This window comes from Acidaminobacter hydrogenoformans DSM 2784, from assembly GCF_900103005.1.
Lineage (GTDB): Bacteria > Bacillota > Clostridia > Peptostreptococcales > Acidaminobacteraceae > Acidaminobacter > Acidaminobacter hydrogenoformans.
The window spans coordinates 33,588-58,073 of the sequence record NZ_FMWL01000006.1 but is presented as its reverse complement, the minus strand read 5'-3'; the positions used below and the strand labels follow the sequence as shown (position 1 = coordinate 58,073).

Annotated in this window: 18 protein-coding genes; 15 read left to right on the top strand and 3 right to left on the bottom strand. The window is 52.5% G+C overall.

Annotated features, from left to right (window positions below; genetic code table 11):
- The first annotated feature begins 178 nt into the window (after positions 1-178).
- The 5 genes from BLP63_RS07710 to BLP63_RS07690 all read left to right on the top strand — a co-directional run bounded on the left by BLP63_RS07710 (position 179) and on the right by BLP63_RS07690 (position 9,756).
- On the top strand, positions 179-1,483 hold the full coding sequence (locus tag BLP63_RS07710) for an efflux RND transporter periplasmic adaptor subunit (protein ID WP_170829357.1): 1,305 nt from the start codon (positions 179-181) through the stop codon (positions 1,481-1,483).
- Positions 1,480-4,614, top strand: a complete 3,135-nt coding sequence (locus tag BLP63_RS07705) for an efflux RND transporter permease subunit (protein WP_092590338.1) — start codon at positions 1,480-1,482, stop codon at positions 4,612-4,614. Before BLP63_RS07710 ends, BLP63_RS07705 begins: the two co-directional genes overlap by 4 nt.
- A gap of 170 nt (positions 4,615-4,784) precedes the next feature.
- Positions 4,785-6,209 (top strand): TolC family protein, encoded by a 1,425-nt coding sequence (locus BLP63_RS07700; RefSeq protein WP_170829356.1) that lies wholly within the window; start codon positions 4,785-4,787, stop codon positions 6,207-6,209.
- Positions 6,206-7,321 carry a TolC family protein gene (locus BLP63_RS07695; protein WP_092590336.1) on the top strand — a complete coding sequence of 372 codons (1,116 nt, stop codon included), beginning with the start codon at positions 6,206-6,208 and terminating at the stop codon, positions 7,319-7,321. Before BLP63_RS07700 ends, BLP63_RS07695 begins: the two co-directional genes overlap by 4 nt.
- 263 nt (positions 7,322-7,584) lie before the next feature.
- Entirely contained in the window at positions 7,585-9,756 is a 2,172-nt protein-coding gene (locus BLP63_RS07690; protein ID WP_092590335.1) for an Ig-like domain-containing protein, read from the top strand.
- A 156-nt stretch (positions 9,757-9,912) separates the two neighbouring features.
- On the opposite strand, the gene BLP63_RS07685 is transcribed toward BLP63_RS07690, so the two are convergent.
- Positions 9,913-11,391, bottom strand: coding sequence for a potassium/proton antiporter (locus tag BLP63_RS07685; RefSeq protein ID WP_092590334.1), 1,479 nt, complete (start codon positions 11,389-11,391; stop codon positions 9,913-9,915).
- A gap of 330 nt (positions 11,392-11,721) precedes the next feature.
- On the opposite strand from BLP63_RS07685, the gene BLP63_RS07680 reads away from it, so the two are divergent.
- From BLP63_RS07680 to BLP63_RS07660, 5 genes are all read left to right on the top strand, one after another.
- Positions 11,722-11,883 (top strand): DUF1328 domain-containing protein, encoded by a 162-nt coding sequence (locus tag BLP63_RS07680; protein WP_092590333.1) that lies wholly within the window; start codon positions 11,722-11,724, stop codon positions 11,881-11,883.
- A gap of 325 nt (positions 11,884-12,208) precedes the next feature.
- A complete protein-coding gene (locus BLP63_RS07675) occupies positions 12,209-12,790 on the top strand; it encodes a DUF3841 domain-containing protein (protein WP_092590332.1) in 582 nt (193 codons plus the stop codon).
- Between the two features lie 45 nt (positions 12,791-12,835).
- Complete coding sequence (locus BLP63_RS07670; RefSeq protein ID WP_092590331.1) at positions 12,836-14,275, top strand: polysaccharide deacetylase family protein; 1,440 nt, start codon at positions 12,836-12,838, stop codon at positions 14,273-14,275.
- A 145-nt stretch (positions 14,276-14,420) separates the two neighbouring features.
- Complete coding sequence (locus BLP63_RS07665; RefSeq protein ID WP_170829355.1) at positions 14,421-16,091, top strand: transporter substrate-binding domain-containing protein; 1,671 nt, start codon at positions 14,421-14,423, stop codon at positions 16,089-16,091.
- Positions 16,088-17,473, top strand: a complete 1,386-nt coding sequence (locus BLP63_RS07660; protein WP_092590329.1) for a sigma-54-dependent transcriptional regulator — start codon at positions 16,088-16,090, stop codon at positions 17,471-17,473. The genes BLP63_RS07665 and BLP63_RS07660 overlap by 4 nt, the downstream gene beginning before the upstream one ends.
- 134 nt (positions 17,474-17,607) lie before the next feature.
- On the opposite strand, the gene BLP63_RS07655 is transcribed toward BLP63_RS07660, so the two are convergent.
- Positions 17,608-18,441, bottom strand: coding sequence for a nucleotidyl transferase AbiEii/AbiGii toxin family protein (locus BLP63_RS07655; RefSeq protein ID WP_092590328.1), 834 nt, complete (start codon positions 18,439-18,441; stop codon positions 17,608-17,610).
- Positions 18,438-19,034: a type IV toxin-antitoxin system AbiEi family antitoxin domain-containing protein gene (locus tag BLP63_RS07650; protein ID WP_092590327.1), complete on the bottom strand. Its 597-nt coding sequence runs from the start codon at positions 19,032-19,034 to the stop codon at positions 18,438-18,440. Before BLP63_RS07650 ends, BLP63_RS07655 begins: the two co-directional genes overlap by 4 nt.
- Positions 19,035-19,672: 638 nt before the next feature.
- Here BLP63_RS07650 and BLP63_RS07645 point away from each other — a divergent pair.
- The 5 genes from BLP63_RS07645 to BLP63_RS07625 all read left to right on the top strand — a co-directional run bounded on the left by BLP63_RS07645 (position 19,673) and on the right by BLP63_RS07625 (position 24,351).
- Positions 19,673-20,806 carry an ABC transporter substrate-binding protein gene (locus tag BLP63_RS07645; RefSeq protein WP_092590326.1) on the top strand — a complete coding sequence of 378 codons (1,134 nt, stop codon included), beginning with the start codon at positions 19,673-19,675 and terminating at the stop codon, positions 20,804-20,806.
- A 132-nt stretch (positions 20,807-20,938) separates the two neighbouring features.
- Positions 20,939-21,811: a branched-chain amino acid ABC transporter permease gene (locus BLP63_RS07640; protein WP_092590325.1), complete on the top strand. Its 873-nt coding sequence runs from the start codon at positions 20,939-20,941 to the stop codon at positions 21,809-21,811.
- Between the two features lie 12 nt (positions 21,812-21,823).
- A complete protein-coding gene (locus BLP63_RS07635) occupies positions 21,824-22,936 on the top strand; it encodes a branched-chain amino acid ABC transporter permease (RefSeq protein ID WP_092590324.1) in 1,113 nt (370 codons plus the stop codon).
- Entirely contained in the window at positions 22,878-23,651 is a 774-nt protein-coding gene (locus BLP63_RS07630; RefSeq protein ID WP_092590323.1) for an ABC transporter ATP-binding protein, read from the top strand. Before BLP63_RS07635 ends, BLP63_RS07630 begins: the two co-directional genes overlap by 59 nt.
- Positions 23,644-24,351 carry an ABC transporter ATP-binding protein gene (locus BLP63_RS07625; protein WP_092590322.1) on the top strand — a complete coding sequence of 236 codons (708 nt, stop codon included), beginning with the start codon at positions 23,644-23,646 and terminating at the stop codon, positions 24,349-24,351. The genes BLP63_RS07630 and BLP63_RS07625 overlap by 8 nt, the downstream gene beginning before the upstream one ends.
- The last annotated feature ends 135 nt before the right edge of the window (positions 24,352-24,486 follow it).

The window sequence follows — 24,486 nt, the reverse complement described above, 5'->3', positions numbered from 1 at the left end:
TTGTCACTTTTTTCAAGGAGTGTGTCCCATGTCACACTCTTTTGCTCTTCATTAGAATAGGATAGAAGAAGTAAGGACGCTGGGTTCAAGTACAGGCATAAGTGATATGGTGGTCCCCCCACAATTGGCCTGATGAAACCACGCGTCCTTTACTACAAATTCTGATGGGGTGATGTTCATGAAACACATAAAGAAAGTTGTTCTGGTTGCAGGGCTGGCTGTGGCGCTTGCAGTCTTTGCTGGTCCGAGAGTGATGAAAGCCGCGTTGGCAGAGGATCAGGGCACAGCGGTAGAAGCTAAGCGCAGCATTGTCACCGAGCTTTGGACGGTGGAACCTTCGACCTTGACCAAAGATTTATTTTTCATGGGGACTTTGGAAAGTGAAGCGACCTCCAACCTAAGCTCAAAAATCACCGCTGCGGTATTGAAGACCCATGCGGCAGAGGGGCAGGCGGTAAAGCAGGGCGACCTTCTGGTGACGCTGGATCAGGAAGCTTTAGCGGCCAAGAAGTCCATTATGCTGGCCCAAAGGCAGACGCTGTCAAATCAGATCGCGTATCTGAGCGGCGAAGTGGGCAGCTTTTACAGTGACAGACCTATGAACTACAAGCTTGCCTCCCTGAAAGAAAGCCTGGAATTCCAAAAGCAGGAAGTTGAAAGCGCCCAGGTCCTTTACGAAGCAGGGGCCATCTCTGAGCTGGCCCTCGATCAGGCGGCGCTGCAAATAGACACTATGACCTATCAGGCCCAGGAGCTTGAGGCCACCATGAACAGCACCTACGATCAGCTGAGGAATGAGAAGCAAACGGCCCTCAGCAGGCGAAACGAAATTGACGCGGCCATCCGGGAGCTTAATCTGATCATAGCGGAGGCTGAGGTCAGAGCTCCCTATGACGGCATCATCCGCCAGCTTCACGTCGCAGCAGGCGATCTGGCGGCACCAGGCAAGCCCCTCGTTACCATGGATAAAAGAGGTGTCCAGAAAGTGGTGCTTCAGGCTGGCGAAACGGATCTCATTCAGCTGAAAACCGGCATGCGCGCTGAGTTGACCTTCTCCGGAAGCGAAGCCGTTCAGATGGGTACCGTGACCTTTGTGAGCCCCAGCATTCATCCCGTGACACGGATTGGGCAGGTGGAGATTTCGGTGGAAGGCATGACGCTGGAGGTGCCTATGGGGGCCAGTGTGCAGGTACGGGTCGTCCTTGAGCAGGAGGAGAATCAGATGATGGTTCCGCTGGATGCTGTGAAGCAGCTGAAGGGGCAATATGTGGTTTATGTGAGTGAAGATGGGACCAGTGTGGTGGAGAGAGGGGTGACCATCGGCAAAAAACAGAATGAGAAGTATCAGATTATAGACGGGCTGAAGCCGGGTGAGGTCATTGCGGTGACCAACCTGGATGATTTGTATGACGGCGCGGCGGTCTATAATTTTTCCAGTGCGACTGAAGGGGAAGCGGAAGTAGGCCTGGAGGTGAGACCGTGAGCTTTGGAAAATTTTCAGTAGAAAAACGCCATGTCGTCTTGTCTTTGGTGATTGGGATCATCCTCTTTGGGGTGTACAGCTTTTTGACGATGAACACGCAGCTGTCACCGGACACGAATGCGCCTACGGCAACGGTCATGACCGCGTATCCGGGGGCGTCTGCGTCGGACGTGGTCACGGAGGTGGCGGCGCCCCTGGAGCAGGCTTTTGCTAAGCTGGAAGGAATCACGGACATTGAGTCCACAAGTCAGGATAACCTGGCCATGCTGCGGCTGACCTTTGATTATGCGACGGATATTGACGAGGCGACCATTGCCATTCAGAACGCGCTGAGCCGGGCCCGGGAGAGCCTGCCGGAGGGCATCAAAGAGCCTCAGGTGATGAAGTTCAGCGCGTCGGACATGCCGGTGATGACCATAGGGCTCAGCAGTACGTCCCTGGACATGGCAGCCCTGCGGCGGGTGGCGGAGGAGTCCCTGCTGACGCGCTTTCAGCTGACGGAAGGGGTGGCGTCCGCGGATCTCCTCGGGGGCTACGAGCTGCAGGCTTTAGTGTCTTTGAACGAGGACCGGCTGCGGGCCTACCGTCTGACGGAGGGTCAGGTGGTGGAGGCGGTTTCGAGGGCTTATCTCAAGACGCCTGGCGGGAGCATCCTTCACGAGGGCTCGGAGCTGCTGGTTCGGGTGGACGCAAATGTCAGCTCGGCGGAGGCTTTGGGGCAGCTGGAGATTCCACTGGCGGACGGCAACGGGATCCGCCTGGAGGACGTGGCGGCGGTGTCCCTGACCACAGGGGCACGGGAGAGCAGCTACCGCCTGAACGGCGAGGAAATGCTGGCGGTGACGATCACCAAGAAGACCGGGGAAAATACGATCAAGGTCATTGAGCGGGTCGAGGATGAGATGGCGCGGATGGCGGCGGATTACCCAAATTTAAGCCTGCATGTGGCCTATGACGACGCCGAGTTCACGGAGCAGATGGTGAGCAACATGACCACCAGCATTGCGCTGGCGATCCTGTTCACCATAGTGGTCATTGTCTTGTTTATTGTCAATATCTCCAGGTCCCTGGTCATAGCGGTGTCCATGCCGCTGGTATTCCTGATCACCCTGAGCCTCATGCGGCTCTTTGGGATGGATCTCGACCTGGTGACATTGTCCGCGCTGATTCTGAGCATAGGCTTTGTGGTGGACGGCGCTATAGTGGTGGTGGAGAACATCAGCAGCCACGCGGGGAAGGGCAAATCCATTGAGCGGGCGGCTATGGACGGGACAAATGAGATCGCTATGCCGAGCATTGCCGGGGCGACCACAACGCTGATTGTCCTGGTGCCGCTGCTGTTTATACAGGGCTTTGTGGGAGAGATGTTCCGGCCGCTGTCCATGACGCTGATTTTTGCGATCAGCGCGTCGCTGTTCGTGGCGCTGGTGATGATTCCGCAGCTGTCGGTACTGATGGCGCCTTTTGAGTTTAAGAAAACGGAAGGCTTTTTAAAAAAGGTGACGGACCCCTTCAACCGCTGGATGGACAAGCTCCTGGAGGGCTACATCCACGTGTTCAAGAAGGCCCTTTACCACAAGAAGCTGACTTTTTTGCTGCTGATTGTGGGACTTGGGCTCAGTGCCGGATTTCTCAGAATGAATGGCATGGAGATGCTGCCCAAGTTTGACAGTGGGGTCACTTATATTACTATTGAAATGACACCTGGGACGACGCTTGAGAAGACTGAGGCGACCTTGGGACAGATTGAGTCCTATCTGGCGGGGGAGTCCAGCGTGGCGACCTTTGACACACGCCTCGGGTACGAAGAGGGCAGCGTTCAAATGGGCGATTTTGGCATGATGGGCACGGATCAGGGCATGATAACCGTATCCCTGACCTCGCGGCTGGAGAGGGAGGAGAGCATCTGGGCCTTTCAGGTGCGGCTCAGAGAAAAGATTGATACCTTGCCTGGCATCAACCGGTATGTGGTGAAGGAAAAGGGCGGCACAGCGGTGAGCGGCGCAACAGCCCCCGTCGCGGTGAAGCTCAGCGGGGATGACCTGGCCGTGCTCTATCATCTGGCCAGCCAGATGGAGGAAAAGCTGGAAACGATCCCTGGCATCACGAACTTGTACAAGAGCTACAATGACGGCTACAGCCAAATGAGCGTCCGTTTTGACCAGACGAAGCTCCAAGCCTTGAGACTTACCAGCCAGAGTGTGTCCTCCCAGCTTTACCTCGCTCTTGAGGGCATGGAGGCCAACACTATGACGCTGGATTCGGGTCTGACCCTGGGGGTTCAGGTGGAAAACCGGCTGTCCGGGACGCAGTCCCTGGAGCAGCTCATGAACACGGAGATCATGACACCGCTGGGTGCCAGCGTGCGGCTGAAGGAAATTGCTGAGGTGACTCAGGAGCCGCGGTCCAATTTGATCGAGAGCGAGAACATGAGATATACCGTGGAGGTGCTGGGGTATATTCAGGACAGGACCTTCAGCCACGTCATGACGGATGTGGACGCGCAGATTGAGACTATGGTGGTGCCTATGGGCTATGAGGTCGAGCTGGCCGGGGAACAGAAAACTTTGACGGATTCTATGGGGGACATGGTGTTTCTCATTTCCCTGGCGATTTTCTTCGTCTATCTGCTCCTGGTGCCGCAGTTCAAGTCTTTCCTGCACCCACTGACCATTATGATGGCCATTCCGCTGGTGGTGATTGGGATTGCCCCTGCCCTGGGACTGACGGGAAAAGTCATTTCCATGCCGGTGCTGTTAGGGATCATCCTGCTGGCGGGGACCGTGGTCAACAACTCGATCCTGCTGGTGGATGCCATCAATGACCACAGGTCAAAGGGCTTCGAGATGCGGGAAGCCATTGAGCTCGCCATCAGGGCGAGGTTCAGGCCTATCATGATGACCGCGCTTTCGGACGTGGTGGGCATGATGCCGCTGGCCATGCAGCTGGCACTGGGATCGGAGCGGTTCTCGCCGCTGGCGGTGACGGTTATTGGGGGCATCACGGCGGCCACGGGGCTGACCATTGTAGTCATCCCGCTGATCTACGTGACCCTTGAGAACCTGTTTGTCAAGGAGGACCGCTTTATTGCGGAGATCCGGCCGGAGGCAGCAGAGGCAGCAAAGGCGTGATGCCGATGGTCTCCTTGCCATCACTTTCTCCACCTTTCACGTCTTTTCGTCTTTGACAGCAACGCTAATATTAAAAATAGTTAACAGTCAGAAAATTTGAACATCCTTTTGCATAATGCGGGTATAATATAATGGACACTTGTTTACGAATGAGGATTGAGGGTGATGGATTGAAAAAGCTCATTGCAATAGTTTTAAGTTTAGCCTTGACCCCTTTTGGGGCAGCAGCCGGTTTTTCCGCTGAAGCTGAGACACTGGAATCCCTAAAGGAGAAAGCCGTCGCTTCAAGCGTGGACCTGCTGGCTATGACTCAGGGAATGGAAACACTGATGGAAAATCTGGAGGACCTTCAGGACAGTGAAGAGGGGATCACGGAGTTCTATGAAGCCTATAAGACCTATGAGCGGCTGCATAAGGCCGGCGCGGGATTGATTCCGGATCCGCCGCCAGTGGTGCCTGAGCCGGAAGTGCCTGGTGAAACTGAAGACCCTGCGGCGCCCGGTGAGGCTGTTGATCCTGGGGCGGCTGAGGATCCACTGGAGCCTGAAGCACCGGGAACCCCTGAGGACCCGGCTGCGCCACCAGTGCCCCCAAGCCCTCCGGTCCCAACACCGGAGCAAATCGCCATGAAGCAGGCGTATCTGCAGCTTCAGGCGTTGTTCCTTGACCGGTTGGGCATAGCGACGCCGTCGTTGAGTGACGAAGAGATTTATGACAATTTTATTTATCCGGTGGAGGTTCTTCCCAATAAGCTGATTGATCAGTACGCCTCTCTGCGAATTGACCGGGAGCGGGTAACGTCCATGCTGGAGGGCGGTGTTGAGGCCCTCTGGTGGAATATGGGCGCCCTGGGGACTCAAAAACGATTGATAGAGGAATATGTATCTTTGTTGGAAGTTCAGCTGGAGGCGGATAAAGTCCGCTACAGCCTGGGCAAAATCTCAGAGCTGCAGTTCGAAGCTAAGAACTTGGAGCTGGAGGTCACTCAGCGGGATCAAGTGAGACTGGACAGGGAAAGTGAAAATCTCGATTACAGAATGCGGTCCCTGGCAGGCATTGAGTTCAAAGAGCCTTTTTCTGTAAAGCTGCTGCCAATTACGGTTTCAGGCGGCGAGATCAAGACTTATGAGGCGCTTTTGACGGAATCTCTCAGAACCCGGGCGGACGCGATCAGAGCGCTGCGGCAAGTGTTCTCCATTCGACAGGAGCTCGATGTCATGGAGGAATGGTTTGATGATGACGAGCCAAGGTACAGAGCCGTTGAAATGTCCCTGTTAAGAGCAGAAGAGGCGTATGAAGCCACGGTCCGCTCAGTGGACGCGGATCTCTACGCGGCTTACGACGCGGCCCTCACCAAAAAGGAAGCGCTGGAGAATGCCCGCGGAAGCTATGATCTTGCCATGCTTGACCTCGACCGGGTCAAGGCGCTGCACAGCGTAGGCTATGTTTCAGATGTGGACCTGACGGGTGCTGAAATGGGCCTCAAGCAGGCGCTTCTCGCACTGGAAAGCAGTGTTTATCAGTATAATCTCGCACATCAGACACTGGACCGCACGGTGCAGTACGGCTCAGGAACAGGGGGAATGGGACAATGATCAAGCGGATCTTACCGCTCACACTATTAGTAATGTCACTGACATTATCCGGGGCATTCGCTCTGGAGACTTTAACACTGGAGCAGGTGGTCGACCGGGTTCAAACTGAGAATTCACAGCTGGCGCTCCTGAATGAAGAGCTTCGCTATACGGCATGGCTCGAGGATGAGGCCAGGGATACGGCAGAAGATCTTGAAGATCTGGTGGAGTCAAACTATGGTGACAAGTATCTGCCACAAGCGAAGCTGGTTTACGTAGAGCCGCTGAGAATGAAGTTTGAGCTCAACTCTCTTGAACGCCAGAAAGTAACCCTTTTGAAAACCCTTGAGAGCGACGCCGTCACTTCATACCTGAACTTAATCAATGCCAAAGAGGGGCTGCTGCAGGCAAGATATGACCTGATGGCCGCAGAAAAAGACGAGCTGGCTAAAAGGCTCATGCTGGAAATGGGACGGATTGCGAAAATCGATTATGACAAGGCTTACATTTCCCTTCAGCAGCAGAGTCGGGTTATCGCTTCCTACGAGCGTACCATTGAACTGAACTATATTAAGCTCAATGCTTTGATGGAGCGCTCAGCCAGCGATCGCTACGAGGTGGTCAAGCCTGTGCTGGATGTGTCGCTGCCTCAAATTAATAGCTTTGAAATGGCGGTCGTGACCTACAAAGAGAATTCCGACAAGCTTCTCGACCAGGTAGAGACCCTTCGAATCGCTCAGGAAAACTATGACGTAGCTGAGGAAATTTCAGACAACGAAACGACAATCATTCAGGCAGAAAGGGCTATGAATTTAGAGTCCTTCAGGACGATTTCCATGCTGCGAAGCGCAGATTATGACTTCAGAATTGCCTACAACGATCTGGCGAACAAGTATGACTCAGTCATGACTGCTTTTGGCCGCTATGGTCTTTCTGTCAAGAACTACGAGATCGCGAAGATCAAATATGAACGCGGCATGACCACGGCAGTGGAATTTTTACAGGCGGCTTCTGACAATGAGAGTGCAAGACGGGTCTGGCAGACGTCGCTGAATGATTTCTTCTCAGCGCGGACAGCGTTTATTATTGACTTTTCCATTGAGGAAGTCAGTGATGAAGGGGTTGTGCTTTAAGAAGCCTTGAAACTGATAAGTTAATTGAAAAATGCTGTTATAAAAGAAAAATTTAGGATCAAATGTAAACTACTCCCGTTCTCTGAGGCGTGATCTATCAACGATCTGCCAAGGCAACGGGAGTTTTTTTTGTTAATGTCTCAGTTGTTTTACAGTTATATTTCATTTTGTCTTTAGCGGACCGCGCGCGCCTTATTTAGGGTAAAATTTTCTTGCAGAAAGGTTTAAATTTTGGGCTTTTCGCGGACAAGGAGGCACCGCTGATGAGAAAGTGGATGGTGTTGCTGGTGGCTGCGATTTTATTTGTGGGCACAGCGATTCATGGCTATTCGGCCCCCCAGACTTCGGGTGAGATCTTAAAATCCTATGGGCTGGTAACGGGGGATTATAATGGAGATTTGACGGAAGACGCCTATCTGACCAGAGCAGAGATGATGGTGCTGCTGGCGCGGATGATGGGAGAGTTTGAACAAGCGTCTGAATATGAGGCGCGTTCGACCTTCGTGGATGGCGGTGGCACGCACTGGGCGGAGCGCTACGTGGCATATGCCCAGTCCAGGGGCTGGACCGCCGGAATTGGTGGGAACCGCTTTGGGTATGAGGCGCGCCATACCATTCGTGAGGCCTCCGTCTTTATGCTCAAAGCGCTTGGCTACCGGGCAGAGGTGGATTTTACCTTTGCGACCGCCTATGATTTTGCCGTCCGGCTGGGCTTGATGGTCCCTGGATCTGGCCTGGAAGCTGGCGCTGCCGGCATTGATCCGGATGCGGACATCTTAAGGGGCCAAGTGTTTGATATGATGCTCCAGACCCTTAATACAAGCGTAAAAGGGCTGGACCTGGCGCTGATCCATTTTGTGGAGACAAGTACGGAGGCATTGCACGTCGAAGCGGTGAGGCCGGTGAACCGGACGTCACTGGAGCTGGTGTTCAGCGAAGCAATCTCTGAGCTTGGAACGGTTACAGTAGAAGCACCAGACGGACTTATGGCCGTGACGGGGCTGCGGTCCAGCGGAAGCCACAGCGTTATAGTGACGGTGGGCTCTGAAATGGGCCTTGGGGCCATGTATGACGTTACTGCCCGGGAATTTGTCAGCGAGGACGACAACGTCAGCGTGTATTATTTTGGCTCCATGCTGTTTGAACAGGATTTTTCACCGGTGAGGGCAGAAGTGATTTCTGCCTCCCATACCGCTTTTGCGCTGAAGTTTTCAAGACCTGTTTTGGGACTGACGGCGGGCCATGTGTTTTATGGTGAAGATGGGAATTCACCGCTTGGGATCTATAAGGATGCGGCACTGACGCAGCCTGTCGTGCCAGAGGAGGCAGTGTCAGAGGTCCATGTCTGGTTAGCCTACAAGTCAAACGGGATTCTAACGGGGGTGCCACTGAAAGTGGGCACCTCGGAGGTGTTTATTGCCGCGGAGAACAATGAAGGCCGGGCCTTGACGGATACCTGGGGCGAGCCTTACGCGGGCGGCGCTTTACAGGCAACGGTTTCCGGCGATCTCACGGCGCCCAGTGTGACCCGAATGGAAATGACTTCTGCCAATGCGCTGCGGCTTGAATTCAGTGAGGATGTCAGCTTTGGCGCGTCCAACATGGATGTGAAATTCAGTACAGGGGCGCTGATTCCGAACTTGTGGCTGTCCGTTTCCGGATCCGGGAGGGTATACACGGTTCAGCTCAATGATGCCAATTTAGAGGGTAAAAGCATTCGCGTGAACGTGAGGAATGTACCGGACCAGGCATTTATTCCAAATGTTTTGTCCGTCTATACGGCAACCTTTACAATACCGGAAAAACCGGATGTCGAGAGGCCTTATGTCGTGACAGCCGTCAAGGATACGGTTTCAAAATATGCTTATGTGACCTTCAACAAACCGGTAGATGTGGCCAGTGCCACAGTTCGGAGCCGGTACGCGGTCAGCCTGTCGAACAGCTCATTTGTGCTGTCGAGGACACCCGTGCAGATTAATGGTGGAAGAACCTACAGGCTGAGCCTGACCAATACAGAATATACCTTATCTCAGTCCACCGGAGCTCAGCTGACGGTGACTGGTGTCAAGGATCTCAGCGGCAACACTATGACCGCTCAGAACTTCAGCTTCGCGGCAATGACCGACGTGTCAAAGAACCCGCCGCAGCTGGTGAGTGTTTACGCGACGGATAGCCGCAGTGTCACGGCGGTGTTTAGTCAGCCGCTGACCCGGGTGGATGCCGGGGCCTTCAAACTGAATTTCAACAGCGTGTCCAATTTGACTTATACGGTGTCTGGCGGGCAGACGGTGGTAAAATTCCAGTCGCCGTCCGCGCTGCCGGCGAACCTGTCCAGCGTCTCGCTGTTTGTGGATACTTCGGGCTATTCGAAGGTTCAGAACCTTTATGGCATTAACGTCAAGAATACCTCAAAGAAGGTGGAGGATCGCCGGTGAGGGGATAGCAGTAAGACAAAGAAAAAGCTTTGCCGATGGTTGGGTGTGGGTTCACATGACCATTGGCAAAGCTTTTGTTTTTGTGCTCGGCAGCATCATTCACACCTCACGGTGTTTGATGTGCTCGTCGTGTTTTCATTTTCGCATGTTCTTAGGCTATACCACAATGTCACTTGGTTGCCCTGTGCAGCAATTTAGCAGTTCCTCCTCCGAATCGCCTGTCAGCATCAGGACATCGCCCGGTTGGACTACTGTGTAGCCCCGGGGGGTGATGACGTTTTCGCCGCGCTTGACCATGACTATTAGGATGGACATAGGGATGCCCAGGTCCATGATGGCTTTGTTGGCGAAGGGGCTGTCCGCCGTGATGGGCAGCTCCAGGATCTTGTTGTGGATTTCGCCCGCGTAGTCCGTGAAGGTCTTGAGGACGGAGTCGTTGGGGGCGATCAGGTCCAGCTTGACCGCCATCTGGCTCATGAAGCTGCCCTGGATCAGAACGGACAGCATGGCCACGAAGAACACCGTATGAAAGATGAGATTTGCCGATGGTAACCCAAGCGACAACGGATACGTCGCAAACACTATGGACGCCGCGCCCCTAAGGCCGGCCCAGGACACAAAGGCCTGGTGGCGCAGGGAGTAGCCAAAGGGCGTCAGGATGGCGGCCACGGCTATAGGACGCGCCACAAGGATCAGGAAGACCGCTACGGCGAGACCGACCAGTGCCACCTGCGGGAAAGTGGAGGGATTGACCAGGAGCCCCAGGGTAAAGAAGAGGACGATCTGCATGAGCCAGGAGATGCCGTCGAAGAAGCGCACCAGGCTGATCTTATGGACAATGGGGCTGTTGCCCACAATGAGGCCCATGAGGTAGACGGACAGGAAGCCGTTGCCGCCTATGGATTCTGACGCTGCATAGGTCGCAATGACGAAGCCAAACGTAAGGATAGGGTACAGGCCGTCAATGTCCAGCTGGATTTTTCGAAGGGACCAAGCGCCAGCTTTGCCAAGCGCGGCGCCAATGAGGACGCCAAAGGCAACCTGCCTCAGGAGCATGAGGACGGGTGAGCTGGCGCCGTCGCCTGAGGACAGGATGACGCTGAGGGTAAGGAGCGTAAGCATATAGGCAAAGGGGTCATTGCTGCCGCTTTCAATTTCAAGCATTGGCGCAAGCCGGTCCTTGAGGTTGAGTTTTTTGGAGCGCAGGATGGAGAAGACCGAGGCCGCGTCGGTGGAAGAGATGACGGAGCCAAGGAGGAAGCCCTCTATGAGGGAGAGGTTGGTGATGGCGTGGACGAAGACGCCTACAAGACCTGCCGTGATGACGACGCCGAGGGTCGAGAGCAACAGCGCTTTGGCCGCGACGGGCCTTGCTGTGCTCCAGTTGGTGTCGAAGCCGCCGGTGAACATAATCATAATAAGGCCGAGGATGGAGATGTTGCGAGCCAGTGTGGCGTCGTTGAACTGGATGTTTCCGGGACCATCGGCACCAAAGAACATGCCTATGGAGAGGAAGATCAGGAGGGTGGGAATGCCAAAGCGATAGAGGATCTTGCTGGAAAAAGCGCTGGCAAGGAGGACAAAGGCGGCCAGCAGCAGGAATTGGTTGAGGCTGAGAATTTGGACTTGGGGCATAGGCGTGGCCTCCTTATAGCTTGAGTGTCCATTCGGAATCGGGTCGTTTGCGTAACGCGGATTAACCTTCGCGTATGACTTGTATTATACCCAAAGTGAGGGCAAGTAGTCAGAGGTGGTAGGGGGTAATAGGCGACAGCCGCAATAGGCAACAGCTGCAATAGGCGACAGCTGCAATAGGCAACAGCCGCAATAGGCAACAGCCGCCTGCGCCGGTTCCGCCACTTTTCCGACCAAAACACTTGGAATTGTTTCGAGGGCGCTTTACAGGGTATTAATGAAAAAGGTAATAATTTCATGTAATGATTTCGAATTGAGGAGGAACAGATAATGTTGAGGTATGCTATTATATTTCTCGTCGTCGCTTTAATTGCCGGTTTCCTGGGCTTTGGCGGGATCGCAGGTACAGCTACCGGCATTGCGAAAATATTGTTCTTTATATTCCTGGTGCTTTTTGTGATTTCGCTGCTCACGGGGAGGAAACGGTTCTGATAGAGGAGGCTTGCTGCTCTGAGGTCTGGACAGCAGGCGCTATTAATAATCACAAGATAGGATTTAGATGAGAAATATACAATTTTTTAGCGCCCACAGAGTTGGGCGCTTTATTATTTTTGCGTTTCAATAGGAGAAATTTTTGTTTGTGTCAGAATACAAGGTTGAAAAAAGCATTTTAATGGACAAAAGAATGTATTTAATTACAAAACGCAATTCTTCCTTGTCAAGCGCAGTTTATTTTCCTACAATTGAAGGTGGGAGAGATCCATGAGTTCCATGAGAACCATGAGACGCTTGAGAGGGAAGGAGTGATGACTGAACCATGAGTGAAGCAAATAAAGTCAGGCTGTGGACACGTCAGGACATAAAAAGTCTTGAGGCGCTGAAGGCGCACGGCGTCATTCGCATTGAGCGTGCCCATCTTGAGGAAAAATTCGATGTTATAGCGGATTATATCATTAAGCTCTATAAATGGTTTGTGAATGCTGCGAATCAGAGAAATCCAAAGCCGGAGGGCGTTGAATTTCCTGTCTGGTGCTCGATCAGCGAAGAGAACATGCTGAGGCCTACCGAGGACAGTGTCGTCTACGTCCTTGAGGTGGATCCGTCTGAAATCATTTATTTTGACGGCGTCAAGTGGGATCACGTTCTGAACCATCTCTACATCCCAAAAGACAAGGCGGACGAAGAGGCCTATAAAAAGGACATGGCCAGCCGGGGGCATACTAATCTGTTTGCCTTTGTGGATGAGGCCACAGCGCACTTTTACCCGAGGGAGCGCAAGCAGGTCATGGACAGCTGGGTGCGGGTCTTTGATATTGATGAATGGAATATTTTCAGGGTTCAGGCGAACCTATGGGAGATCCGGGAGGATATGATTGTCGACATTCTGTATGCAGAATAAATGCTGATTAAATGTATAATAAACGCAGAACTCGGGAGGTAAACCGTGAAGCTAAGCTGGAAGCGTCGTCCGGGGAACATGGGACGTCATAGAAATCATAGAGAGCTTGAAAATCATAAAACCCATAGATCGAAGCGCCATGGCGTGCGTGTTGTTCTTAGTCTGGCGATTGCTTTGTTTGTGGCGGCGGGACCATCGGCAGTCTTTGCGGATAGTGAAGCGCTCGTAGTTCCTGAAGCGCAACCAACCTTCGAGCTGATCACACGGGTAGAGGCGGAGTATCTGCGGCTGGAAGACCTGACGCGCATACCGGGCTTGACGCTGACCCCGCATTCCACCTGGGACCTGAAGACGGTGAAGCTCGGTGAGCAGCAGTTCTTCGTCACGCCCTCCGAGGATGGCCGGCTGAACGTGCTGGACACCGCGGGGCGGGAGACCTGGCACAGCGCGTTCAGGGAGGCTGGCGTGGACTATGTGGAGAAGGGGTTCCTTGAGACTTTAGGCCAAAGTGCGCTGCTGGAGCCGGCAAATGAGGCTGATGCTGACGACGGCGCTTTGGAGGCGCAGGCAGAAGCTGCCCCTGAAGCTGACATTGCCTCTGAAGCTGGCGTGATAGAAGTTGAAACTGTTGAGATGGGTGTCGCTGAAGCGCTTGAGGCATCCCTCAGGTCCGAGCAGGCTGCGCCTCTGCTGGCCAGCGCGGAAGAGGGCCTTCAGATGGTCCCCGCAGTCCCTGATTCACCTGCGGACATTCCTGTCCTTTGTTACCACCATCTTCTTCTTGAAGCGGAGATGACACCTTTCCAGAAGTTGAACGGTGCTATAGTTTCCGTTGAGAAGTTTGAGAGCGACATGGCTTACTTGAAGTCAAGAGGTGTCACAACCCTGACCATGGCACAGCTTGAGGACCACCTGGCGGGCCGCTGGACGGCGCCGGAAAACAGTGTGGTCATCACGTTTGATGACGGCTACAAGAGCGTCTATCGCTACGCGTACCCCATCCTGAAAGCCCATGGGTTTACCGCGACCATGTTCGTGGTGACGGGAACGGTGGAGGCGGCGCCAGCAGCGTGGGATCCAGCTGTGACGGTTAAAATATCCTGGGACGAAATGAACAAAGCCAAGAATGTCTTTGAGTATCACCCGCACAGTCACAATCTCCATGGGCTGAGTGAGAGCGGTGTACCATTGTCGCTGGCGCTCGACGAGATTTCTTTAAAGGCGGACCTTCAAATCGCTACAGGCCTGCTCGAGGAGCGGGGTTTCAACCGCACCCGAGTTTACGCCCACCCCTATGGCGCCCATGATACCAGGGCGGATCTGGTGCTCAACAGCTTTGGCTACGTCATGGCCTTTGCCTTGGGTGAGGCGCCAGCGAGTGCCGCGGATGTGCCTTATGCTCTGAAACGTTATGGTGTTTTTCCATATACGGGACAATGGAGTTTTGATAAGATGTTACAAATCCAGGCAGAGGTTACAGAGTAAACGCGTGGTTGGGGACAGGGACGCGTGGTGCGGGACTGGGCCGAACCAAATCGCTGGTTGGGGACTGGGACACACCAGATTGTTGGCCGGGGACTGGGCCGGACCAAAACACCAAACTTTAGTTAAAGCGCAAGGAGGGAGTACGTTGATCAGGATCAGTAAACTGGTGAAGCCCCTCCTTGTTTTATTTTTTGCCCTTTTGGTGCTGGGGACTACCTCAGGTGTCACTTTACTCAGCGTGGTGGCAGGACAGCCCTCCTTCGCCGTAGAGGGCCGGGGCAATGATGTCGTGCGGGTTGCGGGGGATATCAACTACCCACCCTACGAATTTATGGATCAGAACGGGATCTACCGGGGCTTCAACGTGAATATGCTGAACGCGGTCTTCCTCGAGATGGAAATGGACTACGAGCTCATCCCCATGAAGTGGGAGGATGCGCTGCAGGCGCTTCGTAAAGGCGAGGTGGACATGATTCAGGGGATGACCCGGACGCCGGAGCGGGAGGGCTATTACCTCTTTACCGAACCGCTTGTCACCAATTCCCAAGCTATCTTCGTACGTAAGGACAATCAATTTATCGCGGCTCTAAGCGACCTCAGGGGCAGGACGGCGACCTACCAGCTCGGCGACGTCGCTCATGAGATTTTGGGCCGGGAGCTGGAGATCAATGCCCTTGGCTTCGCAGATCAAGAGATAGCCCTCGCGGATGTTTTGAACGGTCAGGCGGACGCTTTTGTGGGCAACAGGCTGACAGCCATCTATTATCTTCAGAAAATGCGGCGCCTGGAGGAGCTTAAAATAGTAGGGGAGACCATGGCGGTCACGGATTATTGTATGGCGGTGAACCCAGATCAGCCGGAACTGCTCAATGCGCTAAACACCGCCATAAAAAAAGTCAAAGCGAACGGGACCTACGACAGAATCTACAAGAAATGGTTCGGTGAGCAGCTGGTGGACTACGGGCTCACTTTGGATCAGGTCAAGCGCGTGTTTTATGTTCTGTTTGGCGTCATGAGCCTGTCGCTCTTCGCGGCGCTGGTCGTGCGTCAGTGGAACACGAAGCTGAGCAGGGAAGTTGCGCTCCAGACAGAGCGCATCCGGGCTCAGGAAGCCGCGATCCGGCAGCTGGACAAGATGCAGACCGTAGGCAACCTGGCGGCGGGCATCGCTCATGAGCTGAGGAATCCGCTGACGTCCATCAAAGCCCTGTCTGAGCTGGTGCCGCTTAAGCGGAGCAACGACCGTTTCATAGAAGAATTCAACGAGATTGTGCCAGCGGAGATCGCCCGGATGGATCAATTGATCGCGGACCTGCTGGATTATGCCCGGCCAAAGGCGCCGGAGCCCCGTGAGATCGACCTGGCCAGCCTGGTGGAGAATCTTGAACGACTTGTGAAACCAAGGTGCGAGAACGGCCACACGGTCATAACCCATCAGCTTGAAGCATCCCGGATCTACGCGGACCCCAACCAGCTCAAGCAGATCCTGCTGAACCTCGTTCTGAACAGCCTCGACGCGATTGAAGGCGGCGGGCAGCCGGGGAACATTCAGATCACCAGCATACTGCGGGGCGACCAGGGCATGGTCGAACTGACCGTGGCGGACAACGGGCCAGGTATGAACGCGGAGGAGGCAGCCCGGGCGTTTGAGCCCTTTGTAACCTCCAAACGCAGCGGCTACGGATTAGGACTGCCGATGGTCGAGCAGCTCACCCGCGAGAACAACGGAACCATCTCAATTGAAAGTACACCTGGTGTCGGTACCCGCGTCGTGATGTTGCTTCCGGCGTTTGAGGAGAGGGGGAGTCGGATTTGAAGCGCCTATTGATTGTGGATGACGAGCGGACTATTCTGACAGCGCTCCGCTACGCGCTGGAGGACCTTTACGAAATTGATGTGGCGGATAGCGCCGAGACGGCCTTTGAGATCCTCGAGGCCCATTCGGTGGACCTGGTGCTCCTGGATCAAAGACTCGGGGATGTGGATGGGCTGGACGTGATCCGAACCCTTCACGCGAAAAAGCCGGAGATCATGATCATTGCCATGACCGCCTATGGGAGCATTGAGTCCTCCATCAAGGCCATGCAGAGTGGGGCGTATCACTATGTAACGAAGCCACTGGACATTCAGAGCTTGACTGTGATGATCAATAAAGCGCTGGAGTTTCGCAGCGCTGGCGCCGGAACCGGTGCTGATTCACGTCTGGGCAGTGCAGGCAGGCCGGGCGGTCCGAGTGCAGGCTCTGAGGAGCCACGCATGCTGATCGCGGACAGCGCCTCCATGAGATATGTTTTTGATGTGATTGACCGGGTCAAGGACCTGGACATCAACGTGCTGATCACCGGCGAAAGCGGTACGGGCAAGGAGCTGATTGCCAGGGCCATTCACGACCGGAGCAACCGGGCAAAGCACAGTTTCCAGGCGCTGAACTGCGCCGCTATTCCACTCAATCTCCTTGAGAGTGAGCTTTTTGGCTATGAAAAAGGGGCTTTCACCGGGGCGCACCAGAAGATGAAAGGGAAGTTTGAGCTGGCCCATCAGGGGACCATATTCCTGGATGAGATCGGGGATCTGGACTTGACCCTTCAGGCAAAGCTGCTGAGGGTGATTCAGGAGAAGAAAGTGACGCCCCTGGGCAGTGAGAAATCCATAGAGGTGAACTTCAGGCTGATCACCGCGACAAACCGAAACCTGGCGGAGGCGGTGCGTAAGGGCCTGTTCAGGGATGATTTGTTTTTCCGGTTGAATGTTGTGGCTATTGAGGTGCCACCGCTTCGAAAACGGAAAGAGGATATTCCGCTGCTGTGCCAGCATTTTCTTGAGATTTATTCAAAGCGCTTTGGCAAGGTGGTTTCAGGAATTTCCCAAGCGGCCATTGAAGCCCTTGAGTCTTATGACTTCCCGGGGAATGTCCGGGAGCTTCAGAATATCATTGAGCGTGCGGTGGCGCTGTCTATGGATCCAATCATACAGCTTTCAGATTTGCCGGGTGATATTACTGGCATTTCAGTTTACAAGTCCTCCCGGGAGCTTGTACCGGTGTATGTAGGGGAACGGCTGGACGAGGTGGAGCGGCGGTTGATCGAAGCGACGCTGAAGCACTGTGAAGGAAACCGCCGTAAAACTGCAAACCTGCTGGGGCTAAGCGAGCGGCATCTTTACAACAAGATCAAGGAGTTTGGGCTGGGGGAAGGGTAGAGATACTTTTTTGGAAGGGAAAACGCCCCCCCTATCACCATTTTTCCTCAAAATGAGAAAATTAGTCCAATATAAAAGAGCAGGGTGACAAAACTCTGCTCTTTTGATTTTCTAAATTGGATAACTTTTTTTAGCTATTCAAGCAATTTTCTTATTGATTCAACAACTAAATTAAAATTGAGTCCGTTCGCATAAGGATATTTCTTACAATACAAATACCATAGTTGTCTAAGATCTGTGCTTTCCTCGATATCACTTAAATATTTTTTCCAGTTGTCTACATATGCTTCAGTGCCACGCTCTATAGCTTTCTTCCTTATTGCGTCTTGCACATCAAGGAGGTTGTAATCCATATTTCTAAGTGTCGACAATAAATAAACATCATAATAATCTCTGGATCTCGTATTTGCAACATTTCGGGATAGAATGGATTCAATCTTCTCTGACAGAATAGTTTCGATATTGTAGGCTTTAATGTTTATAGACCGATCTTCAAACATTAGTTTGAAGCCGTATTCTATCTCCCTTGGTATTATTTCATCCCCCGTAGTAATGTCTAGTTTCATACTGATTGACATATTAAAGAAATGTGCGACCAATGATGCCCGAAAATCATCATACTCACCTGTATCGCGGATATTCTTGATTTCTATTAATTGGAAACTCACGTTATCATCAATGGCAATTGCCAAAACTTCTTGAATGATTTTTTCAATATTTTCTCGAGTGACAGGAAGTCCTTTTATTGTAGTATCAATGTCCAAAGTGCTTCTAAGATCACTCCCTACCAAAGAAGTGATCAAGAAACCACCTTTTAAAATAAAATTATCATGATAAGGTGATAAAGACATTCGTTCAAGCAGTCTCTCCATCATATAATTCTGTAGAATTGTATTAGATATTACGTTGTTTTTCTTTGAATAATTCTTGATCCAGTCCTTCAATTGCCTTGGACTACTGAATTTCATATGATAACCTCCAAGTATTGTCTTACAATGTCTTTTATTTTAAATAGCTCCGCGTAAGTCAATAACTTTGAAAAATCATTGCCGGGTTCTTTTATATATTGTTTGATTGCAGATGAAACAAGATCTGCGTCTAATTGGTCCTTCTTCTTCAGTACATCACAGATAGTTCGTTCTTTATCATAGATTCGAATAGGATTACCAAATGGGGATACCATGTTTATCTTTCCAATTTCAAACAAATCTTTTTTAATGTAGAAAAACCTGAACCTCTCCTTATCTTTGATGAGTCTTGTGTTATAACCAGATGGAATCGTCAATTGTAGCTGAAAAGGTGTTCGATTTGTTAATTCATGAAAATACAATGCCGTTTCGTGGGAGAAAATACCTTGTTTGCATCTCAACTGAGTTATATAATATATGTCTTCAATATAATTGGGGTCAATATATATTCCATGTTCAATTCTTTCCAGATCTCCGGATTGATGGAGTCTTTGTAGTGTTTTGTTATTTATACCTGCTTCGGATGCTTGGCGTGCTTCAATTATGCCATTATTAGATTGCAAAATTTGGTGAATTAGTTCTTTGTCATCCATAATAACACGCCCCTTTAAACCGTCTTTTTGGTACGTATATAAATGATTATATACTAACGATAAAGACAAATCAAGATTGCAAAGAAATTAGCATTCTTTGGTTAAAAAGTCATTACGCCTTCTCAACCTCAACAAACCCACTGATGATATCAATCACCTCAGCGAGAATGTCAGCCGGGACGCGTTCAAAGAAGGCGGCATTTCTGGCATTCATTCACCAGCGACTTTACTTGTTCGCACATAATAACGCCTGTTGCTTTTGTCCGGGAATCCAGCTCCACATGAAGCGGATGATTTCTCTTTGTATTGGTTATAGGGCCACCACCCCAACTTCATGAAATTATTGCAGACCATGAAATTATTTCATGCCTTTTGTCGAAAATTGGCGAACGCAGAGGAACGCATAACACCCGACCCAAAACACAAAGAGACTCTCAGAGGGGGTCTTTTTGTGTTTTTATGAATACAATTGAGCTAATATCTAAATTTTCAAACAATTATTTTTATTTCGTGAAAAACGACAACAAATCTAAAACTTGGCATCCTTCCTGCATTAATAAGAAGCACAGGGGGCGGCAGCGTTCCCGCTGAAGCCACAAAAAAAAACGAACACAAGCATGAAGGGGGAAACAACGAACATGAAAAAAATGCTGGCATTATTAATGATCTTACTCCTCGCAGTCACGGCGCTCGCTGGTTGCGGCGGCGGTGCACAGGAAGAAAGCACGGAACTTTACATCGCAAGCGCAAACCCTATGACAGGTGACTCCGCTCAGTTTGGCGACATGAAAGTCAAAGCCATTGAGCTCGCCCTCGAGCAAGTCAACGCGGCAGGCGGCATTGACGGCAAGCAAGTCAAGCTCCTGGTCGGCGACGACACAGGCAACCCTAAAGAAGCGCCAAACGTCGCGCAGAAATTTGCGGCAGACGACCGCGTCCTCGCCATTATAGGCCACTGGAACAGCTCTTGTACGCTGGCAGCCCGCGGCATCTATGAAGCAGCCGGGATCCCAGTCATCACGGACTCCGTCAACAAGGCGATCACAGACGGCTCCACACCACACATCTTCAGAATTTCCCTGACAGACACGGATCAGGCTTACAGACTTGCTGAATACGCTTACAACCAAATGGGCAAGAAAAACGCAGCCATAATGTTTACGGCCAACGACTTTGGCGTCGGCCTGAAAGATGACTTCACAGCGCGCTTTACAGAGCTCGGCGGCAACATAGTCGCGACAGAAACTTACTTTGAAGGCCAGTCCAAGGACTTCAGCCCTCAGCTCACCACCATTAAGAGCAAAAGCCCTGACCTTCTCTTCGTGGCAGGCTACTACGTTGAAACTGCGCTGATCGCTCAGCAAGCCAAGGATTCCGGCTTCAGCATTGACATGCTCGGCACGGAAGGCATCAGCTCCGACGAGCTCGTCAAGCTCGGCGGCGACGCGGTTGAAGGCATCAAGTTCACGGGCTTCTTCCACCCGGACATCGAGTTCGCCGGCACAAAAGAGTTCACGGAAGCTTTCGTCGCGAAGTATGACAAAGAGCCGGACACCTACGCAGCCCTCGCTTATGACTCCGCCCTCGTCCTCCTCGAAGCTATGAAGACTAACGGCGCGGACCGTGAGTCCATCACGGCGTTCCTCAATGAGACCCAGGAATTCCCTGGCGTCGCTGGCCCAATTACCTTCATTGACAACGCGGTGACCCGAAACATCATTATCCTTACCGTTAAAGATGGAAAAATTATTCCTGCCGATGTTCAGCCTTAGGACTTCCGGGACCATCGGCAAACAGGTTTTAAAAGTACTTTAAAGTCTCAAAAACAAACATTCCTACGAAAGCTTCACTCCGCCACGCCCCTTGTCACAAGGGGCGTGCATTTCAAAAGGTGGTGTCTACGCATGTTTATGGAGCATCTCAGCAACGGGATCGCGCTCGGTTCGATTTACGCCCTGACGGCGATTGGCTATACCATGGTCTACGGCATTATCCGCCTGATCAACTTCGCCCACGGGGACTTGTACATGGTTGGCGCGTTTCTGACGCTGACGGCTATCACGGTTCTGAACATGCCAATCGCGGCAGCAATGCTGTTTGGTATGGCTGGCGCGGCGCTGTTTGGGATAGGGATCGCCAAATTCGCTTACAGTCCGGTATTCAAAGCCCCACGGATCAGCTTGTTTTTATCAGCGATTGGGGTCGCCATTTTTCTCGAGAACTTCGCCATGCTGGTGTGGGGCCCGGAGACACAGTCGTTTCCAGAGGTCATGAAAAATCAGATCTACACTTTCGCCGGCTTCAGAATGTCGACGATCCAGATCATCATCATTGTGGTGACGATCATCCTCGTTTCGGTCTTATCTTATATTGTTAAGTTTACAAAAATGGGAAAAGCCATGCGCTGTGTGTCCCAGGACATGGACACGGCAAGACTTATGGGCATCAACACGAACCGCGTGGTCTATTTTACCTTCGCCCTGGGCTCAGCCCTCGGTGCCACAGCGGGTGCCCTGGTCGGCATGTATTATAAAGCGGTCTTCCCTATGATGGGCTTCGTACCGGGTCTCAAGGCCTTCATCGCGGCGGTCATAGGCGGGATTGGCAGCATTCCTGGCGCCATGATTGGCGGCATGCTCATGGGCGTGTCTGAAAGCCTTGGCGCGGCTTATGTCTCCTCCGGCTACCGGGATGCCATTGCGTTTATCATCCTGATCATTGTCTTGCTGTTCAAGCCTACGGGCATCCTTGGCAAGACTATGAAAGAGAAAGTATAGGGGGGCGCTGAGATGACGAATTTAATGATCGTGCTGCGCAACCTGCTGTTTTACTCCGCGGTTTTATTCCTGGCAATCCAGGTCCTGGCCCGCTTTTTCGACTTTGCCAGCGTCAAGCTGTTCAAAGTCAGCGGCGGCAAGAAAAAGGCGCTGATCGCCGTTGTGGGTGTGTTTGCCTTAGTACTGCCGTTTCTGCTGTCCAGTGAACCTTACATCCTGAGAACCAGCGTCATGGTGTTGCTTTACATTGTCTTGGCGCTCAGTCTGAACATTGTTCTGGGGCAGGCGGGTCAGTTGTCCCTTGGGCACGCCGCGTTTTACGCCCTTGGCGCGTATACTATGGCTATTCTGACGGTTTCCTTTGGTGTCAATTTCTGGATCGCCCTTGTGGCTTCTGGTATTGTGGCCGGCATCTTTGGCTTTGTCCTGGGGATTCCGACCCTGCGACTCAAAGGCGACTATCTGGCCATAGTCACCGTAGGCTTTGGCGAAATCCTGAGGCTCATCCTCATCAACTGGGGCTCCTTCACCAGGGGACCTGCGGGGATTCCGGGCATTCCGTCACCGTCCTTCTTTGGCTATGTTGTCAAGAGCAACACAGGTTATTACTATATCATCCTCGTGATGGTGATCCTGACCATTATCATCAGCAAGCGGCTGGAGGATTCCAGGCTGGGCCGGGGCCTCGCGGCGGTCAAAGACGATGAGATCGCGGCAGAGTCCATGGGCGTCAATCCGGCCAACATGAAGATTTTAGCCTTTGTTCTTGGTGCTGTCATTGCCGGCTTTGCGGGTGGCTTCTTCGCCTCTTTTGTACACTATGTCAACCCGGATAACTTCACCTACATGGAGTCCGTTACCATTTTAACCATGGTCGTCCTTGGTGGTTTAGGCAGTATTCCTGGCGTCATAATTGGCGCCGTGATCCTGGCCATCCTACCGGAGGCACTCCGTGACATTTCCACCTATAGATACGCCATTTACGGCATTCTGCTGGCCATGATGATGATCATTCGTCCGCAGGGCATGATCAGTCTCGACAGTCTTAAAAGGAGGGGAGCAGCAGATGAAAATCCTAGAGGCCTCTGGAATTTCAAAAGTCTTCGGCGGACTGACAGCCGTTAACAAGGTCGATTTCCATATCGATGAGCACGAAATCGTCAGCCTGATTGGCCCCAACGGCGCCGGCAAAACGACATTCTTCAACCTGCTGACCGGGATCTACGAGCCTACCGAGGGCCGTGTGGACTTTCTGGGGGCGGAGCTTAAAAAATCCAAGCCCTTTGAAATCACCAAGCTGGGCATGGCCAGAACCTTTCAGAACATCCGCCTTTTTTCCAGCATGACAGTCCTCGAGAACGTCATGGTGGGCCAGCACTGCCGGACGTCCTCCAGCATCTTCGACGCGCTGCTGCACCTGAAGCGCCACAAAAACGAAGAGCTCAGGATCCGCAGCGTCTGTGAAGAGATCCTGGAGTTTCTGGATCTGACTCAATATAAGGATGAAATTGCCGTCAGCCTGCCTTACGGCATTCAGCGCCACGTGGAAATTGCCCGTGCCATGGCTTCCTCACCGCGTCTCATCCTCCTGGACGAGCCCGCAGCGGGCCTCAACACCAACGAAAAGGTGGAAATGACCACCCTGATCCGCAAGATCCGGGACCGGGGCTTTACGGTATTATTGATCGAGCACGACATGAAGCTGGTCATGGGCATCTCCGACCGTGTGGCCGTTCTTGACTATGGCAATAAGATCGCCGAAGGAAAGCCTGAGGCCATCATGAAAGACGAGCGCGTCATAGCGGCGTATCTTGGAAAGGGGGCGGAGCCGGATGCTTAAGGTTCAAGGTATTGACGTTTTTTACGGCGGCATTCATGCCCTCCGGGACCTGTCTTTTGAAATTCCCGCGGGGAAAATTGTCACGCTGATTGGCTCAAACGGCGCTGGTAAGTCCACGACTTTGAAGGCGATTTCCAATTTGGTAAAATGCAAAGGCCAAATCCTCTTTGAGGACGAGAACCTGCTGACCATTCCTTCTGAGAAAATTGTAGGCAAGGGCGTCATCCACGTACCGGAGGGCAGGCGGATTTTTACGGCCCTGACGGTAGAGGAGAACCTGGACATGGGGTCCTATCTTCGCAAGGATAAGGACGGCGTGGCCAAAGACAAGGAATTTGTCTTTAAGCTCTTCCCGCGATTAAAGGAACGGGCCAAGCAGCTGGGTGGGACGCTGTCCGGTGGCGAGCAGCAGATGCTGGCAATAGGCCGGGCTCTCATGTCGAAGCCACGCCTCCTGATGCTGGACGAGCCATCCATGGGCCTTGCACCTATAGTCGTCCAGGAAATTTTCAGCGCCATAGCGGACCTGAACAAGACGACGGGACTGACAGTACTGCTCGTTGAGCAGAACGCCAACATTGCCCTCCAGCTGGCGGACTACGCCTACGTCCTTGAGACAGGCAGCATCATTTTTGAAGGCGAGGCGAAGGCCCTGCTGACGGATGACCGGGTGAGAAAAGCGTATTTGGGGGAAGAGTAGCGCGAAAGCTAACGTCCGCGAAAGCTAACAGACGTGCATAAATAGAAGTGCCCCTCCGCTGAAGAGAGCTTGCTCTCGGAAGTGGAGGGGCACTTCTATTTATATAGGGCGCAGCCCGCGACCGAAGCGCAGCCC

Bases quoted from the DNA above. Each gene is read 5' to 3' on its own strand.
- BLP63_RS07635 (WP_092590324.1), top strand. From the start codon at position 21,824: ATGACGAATTTAATGATCGTGCTGCGCAACCTGCTGTTTTACTCCGCG.
- BLP63_RS07650 (WP_092590327.1), bottom strand. From the start codon at position 19,034: ATGGATGACAAAGAACTAATTCACCAAATTTTGCAATCTAATAATGGC.
- BLP63_RS07625 (WP_092590322.1), top strand. From the start codon at position 23,644: ATGCTTAAGGTTCAAGGTATTGACGTTTTTTACGGCGGCATTCATGCC.
- BLP63_RS07630 (WP_092590323.1), top strand. From the start codon at position 22,878: ATGAAAATCCTAGAGGCCTCTGGAATTTCAAAAGTCTTCGGCGGACTG.
- BLP63_RS07675 (WP_092590332.1), top strand. From the start codon at position 12,209: ATGAGTGAAGCAAATAAAGTCAGGCTGTGGACACGTCAGGACATAAAA.
- BLP63_RS07645 (WP_092590326.1), top strand. From the start codon at position 19,673: ATGAAAAAAATGCTGGCATTATTAATGATCTTACTCCTCGCAGTCACG.
- BLP63_RS07680 (WP_092590333.1), top strand. From the start codon at position 11,722: ATGTTGAGGTATGCTATTATATTTCTCGTCGTCGCTTTAATTGCCGGT.
- BLP63_RS07710 (WP_170829357.1), top strand. From the start codon at position 179: ATGAAACACATAAAGAAAGTTGTTCTGGTTGCAGGGCTGGCTGTGGCG.
- BLP63_RS07655 (WP_092590328.1), bottom strand. From the start codon at position 18,441: ATGAAATTCAGTAGTCCAAGGCAATTGAAGGACTGGATCAAGAATTAT.
- BLP63_RS07695 (WP_092590336.1), top strand. From the start codon at position 6,206: ATGATCAAGCGGATCTTACCGCTCACACTATTAGTAATGTCACTGACA.
- BLP63_RS07690 (WP_092590335.1), top strand. From the start codon at position 7,585: ATGAGAAAGTGGATGGTGTTGCTGGTGGCTGCGATTTTATTTGTGGGC.
- BLP63_RS07685 (WP_092590334.1), bottom strand. From the start codon at position 11,391: ATGCCCCAAGTCCAAATTCTCAGCCTCAACCAATTCCTGCTGCTGGCC.
- BLP63_RS07640 (WP_092590325.1), top strand. From the start codon at position 20,939: ATGTTTATGGAGCATCTCAGCAACGGGATCGCGCTCGGTTCGATTTAC.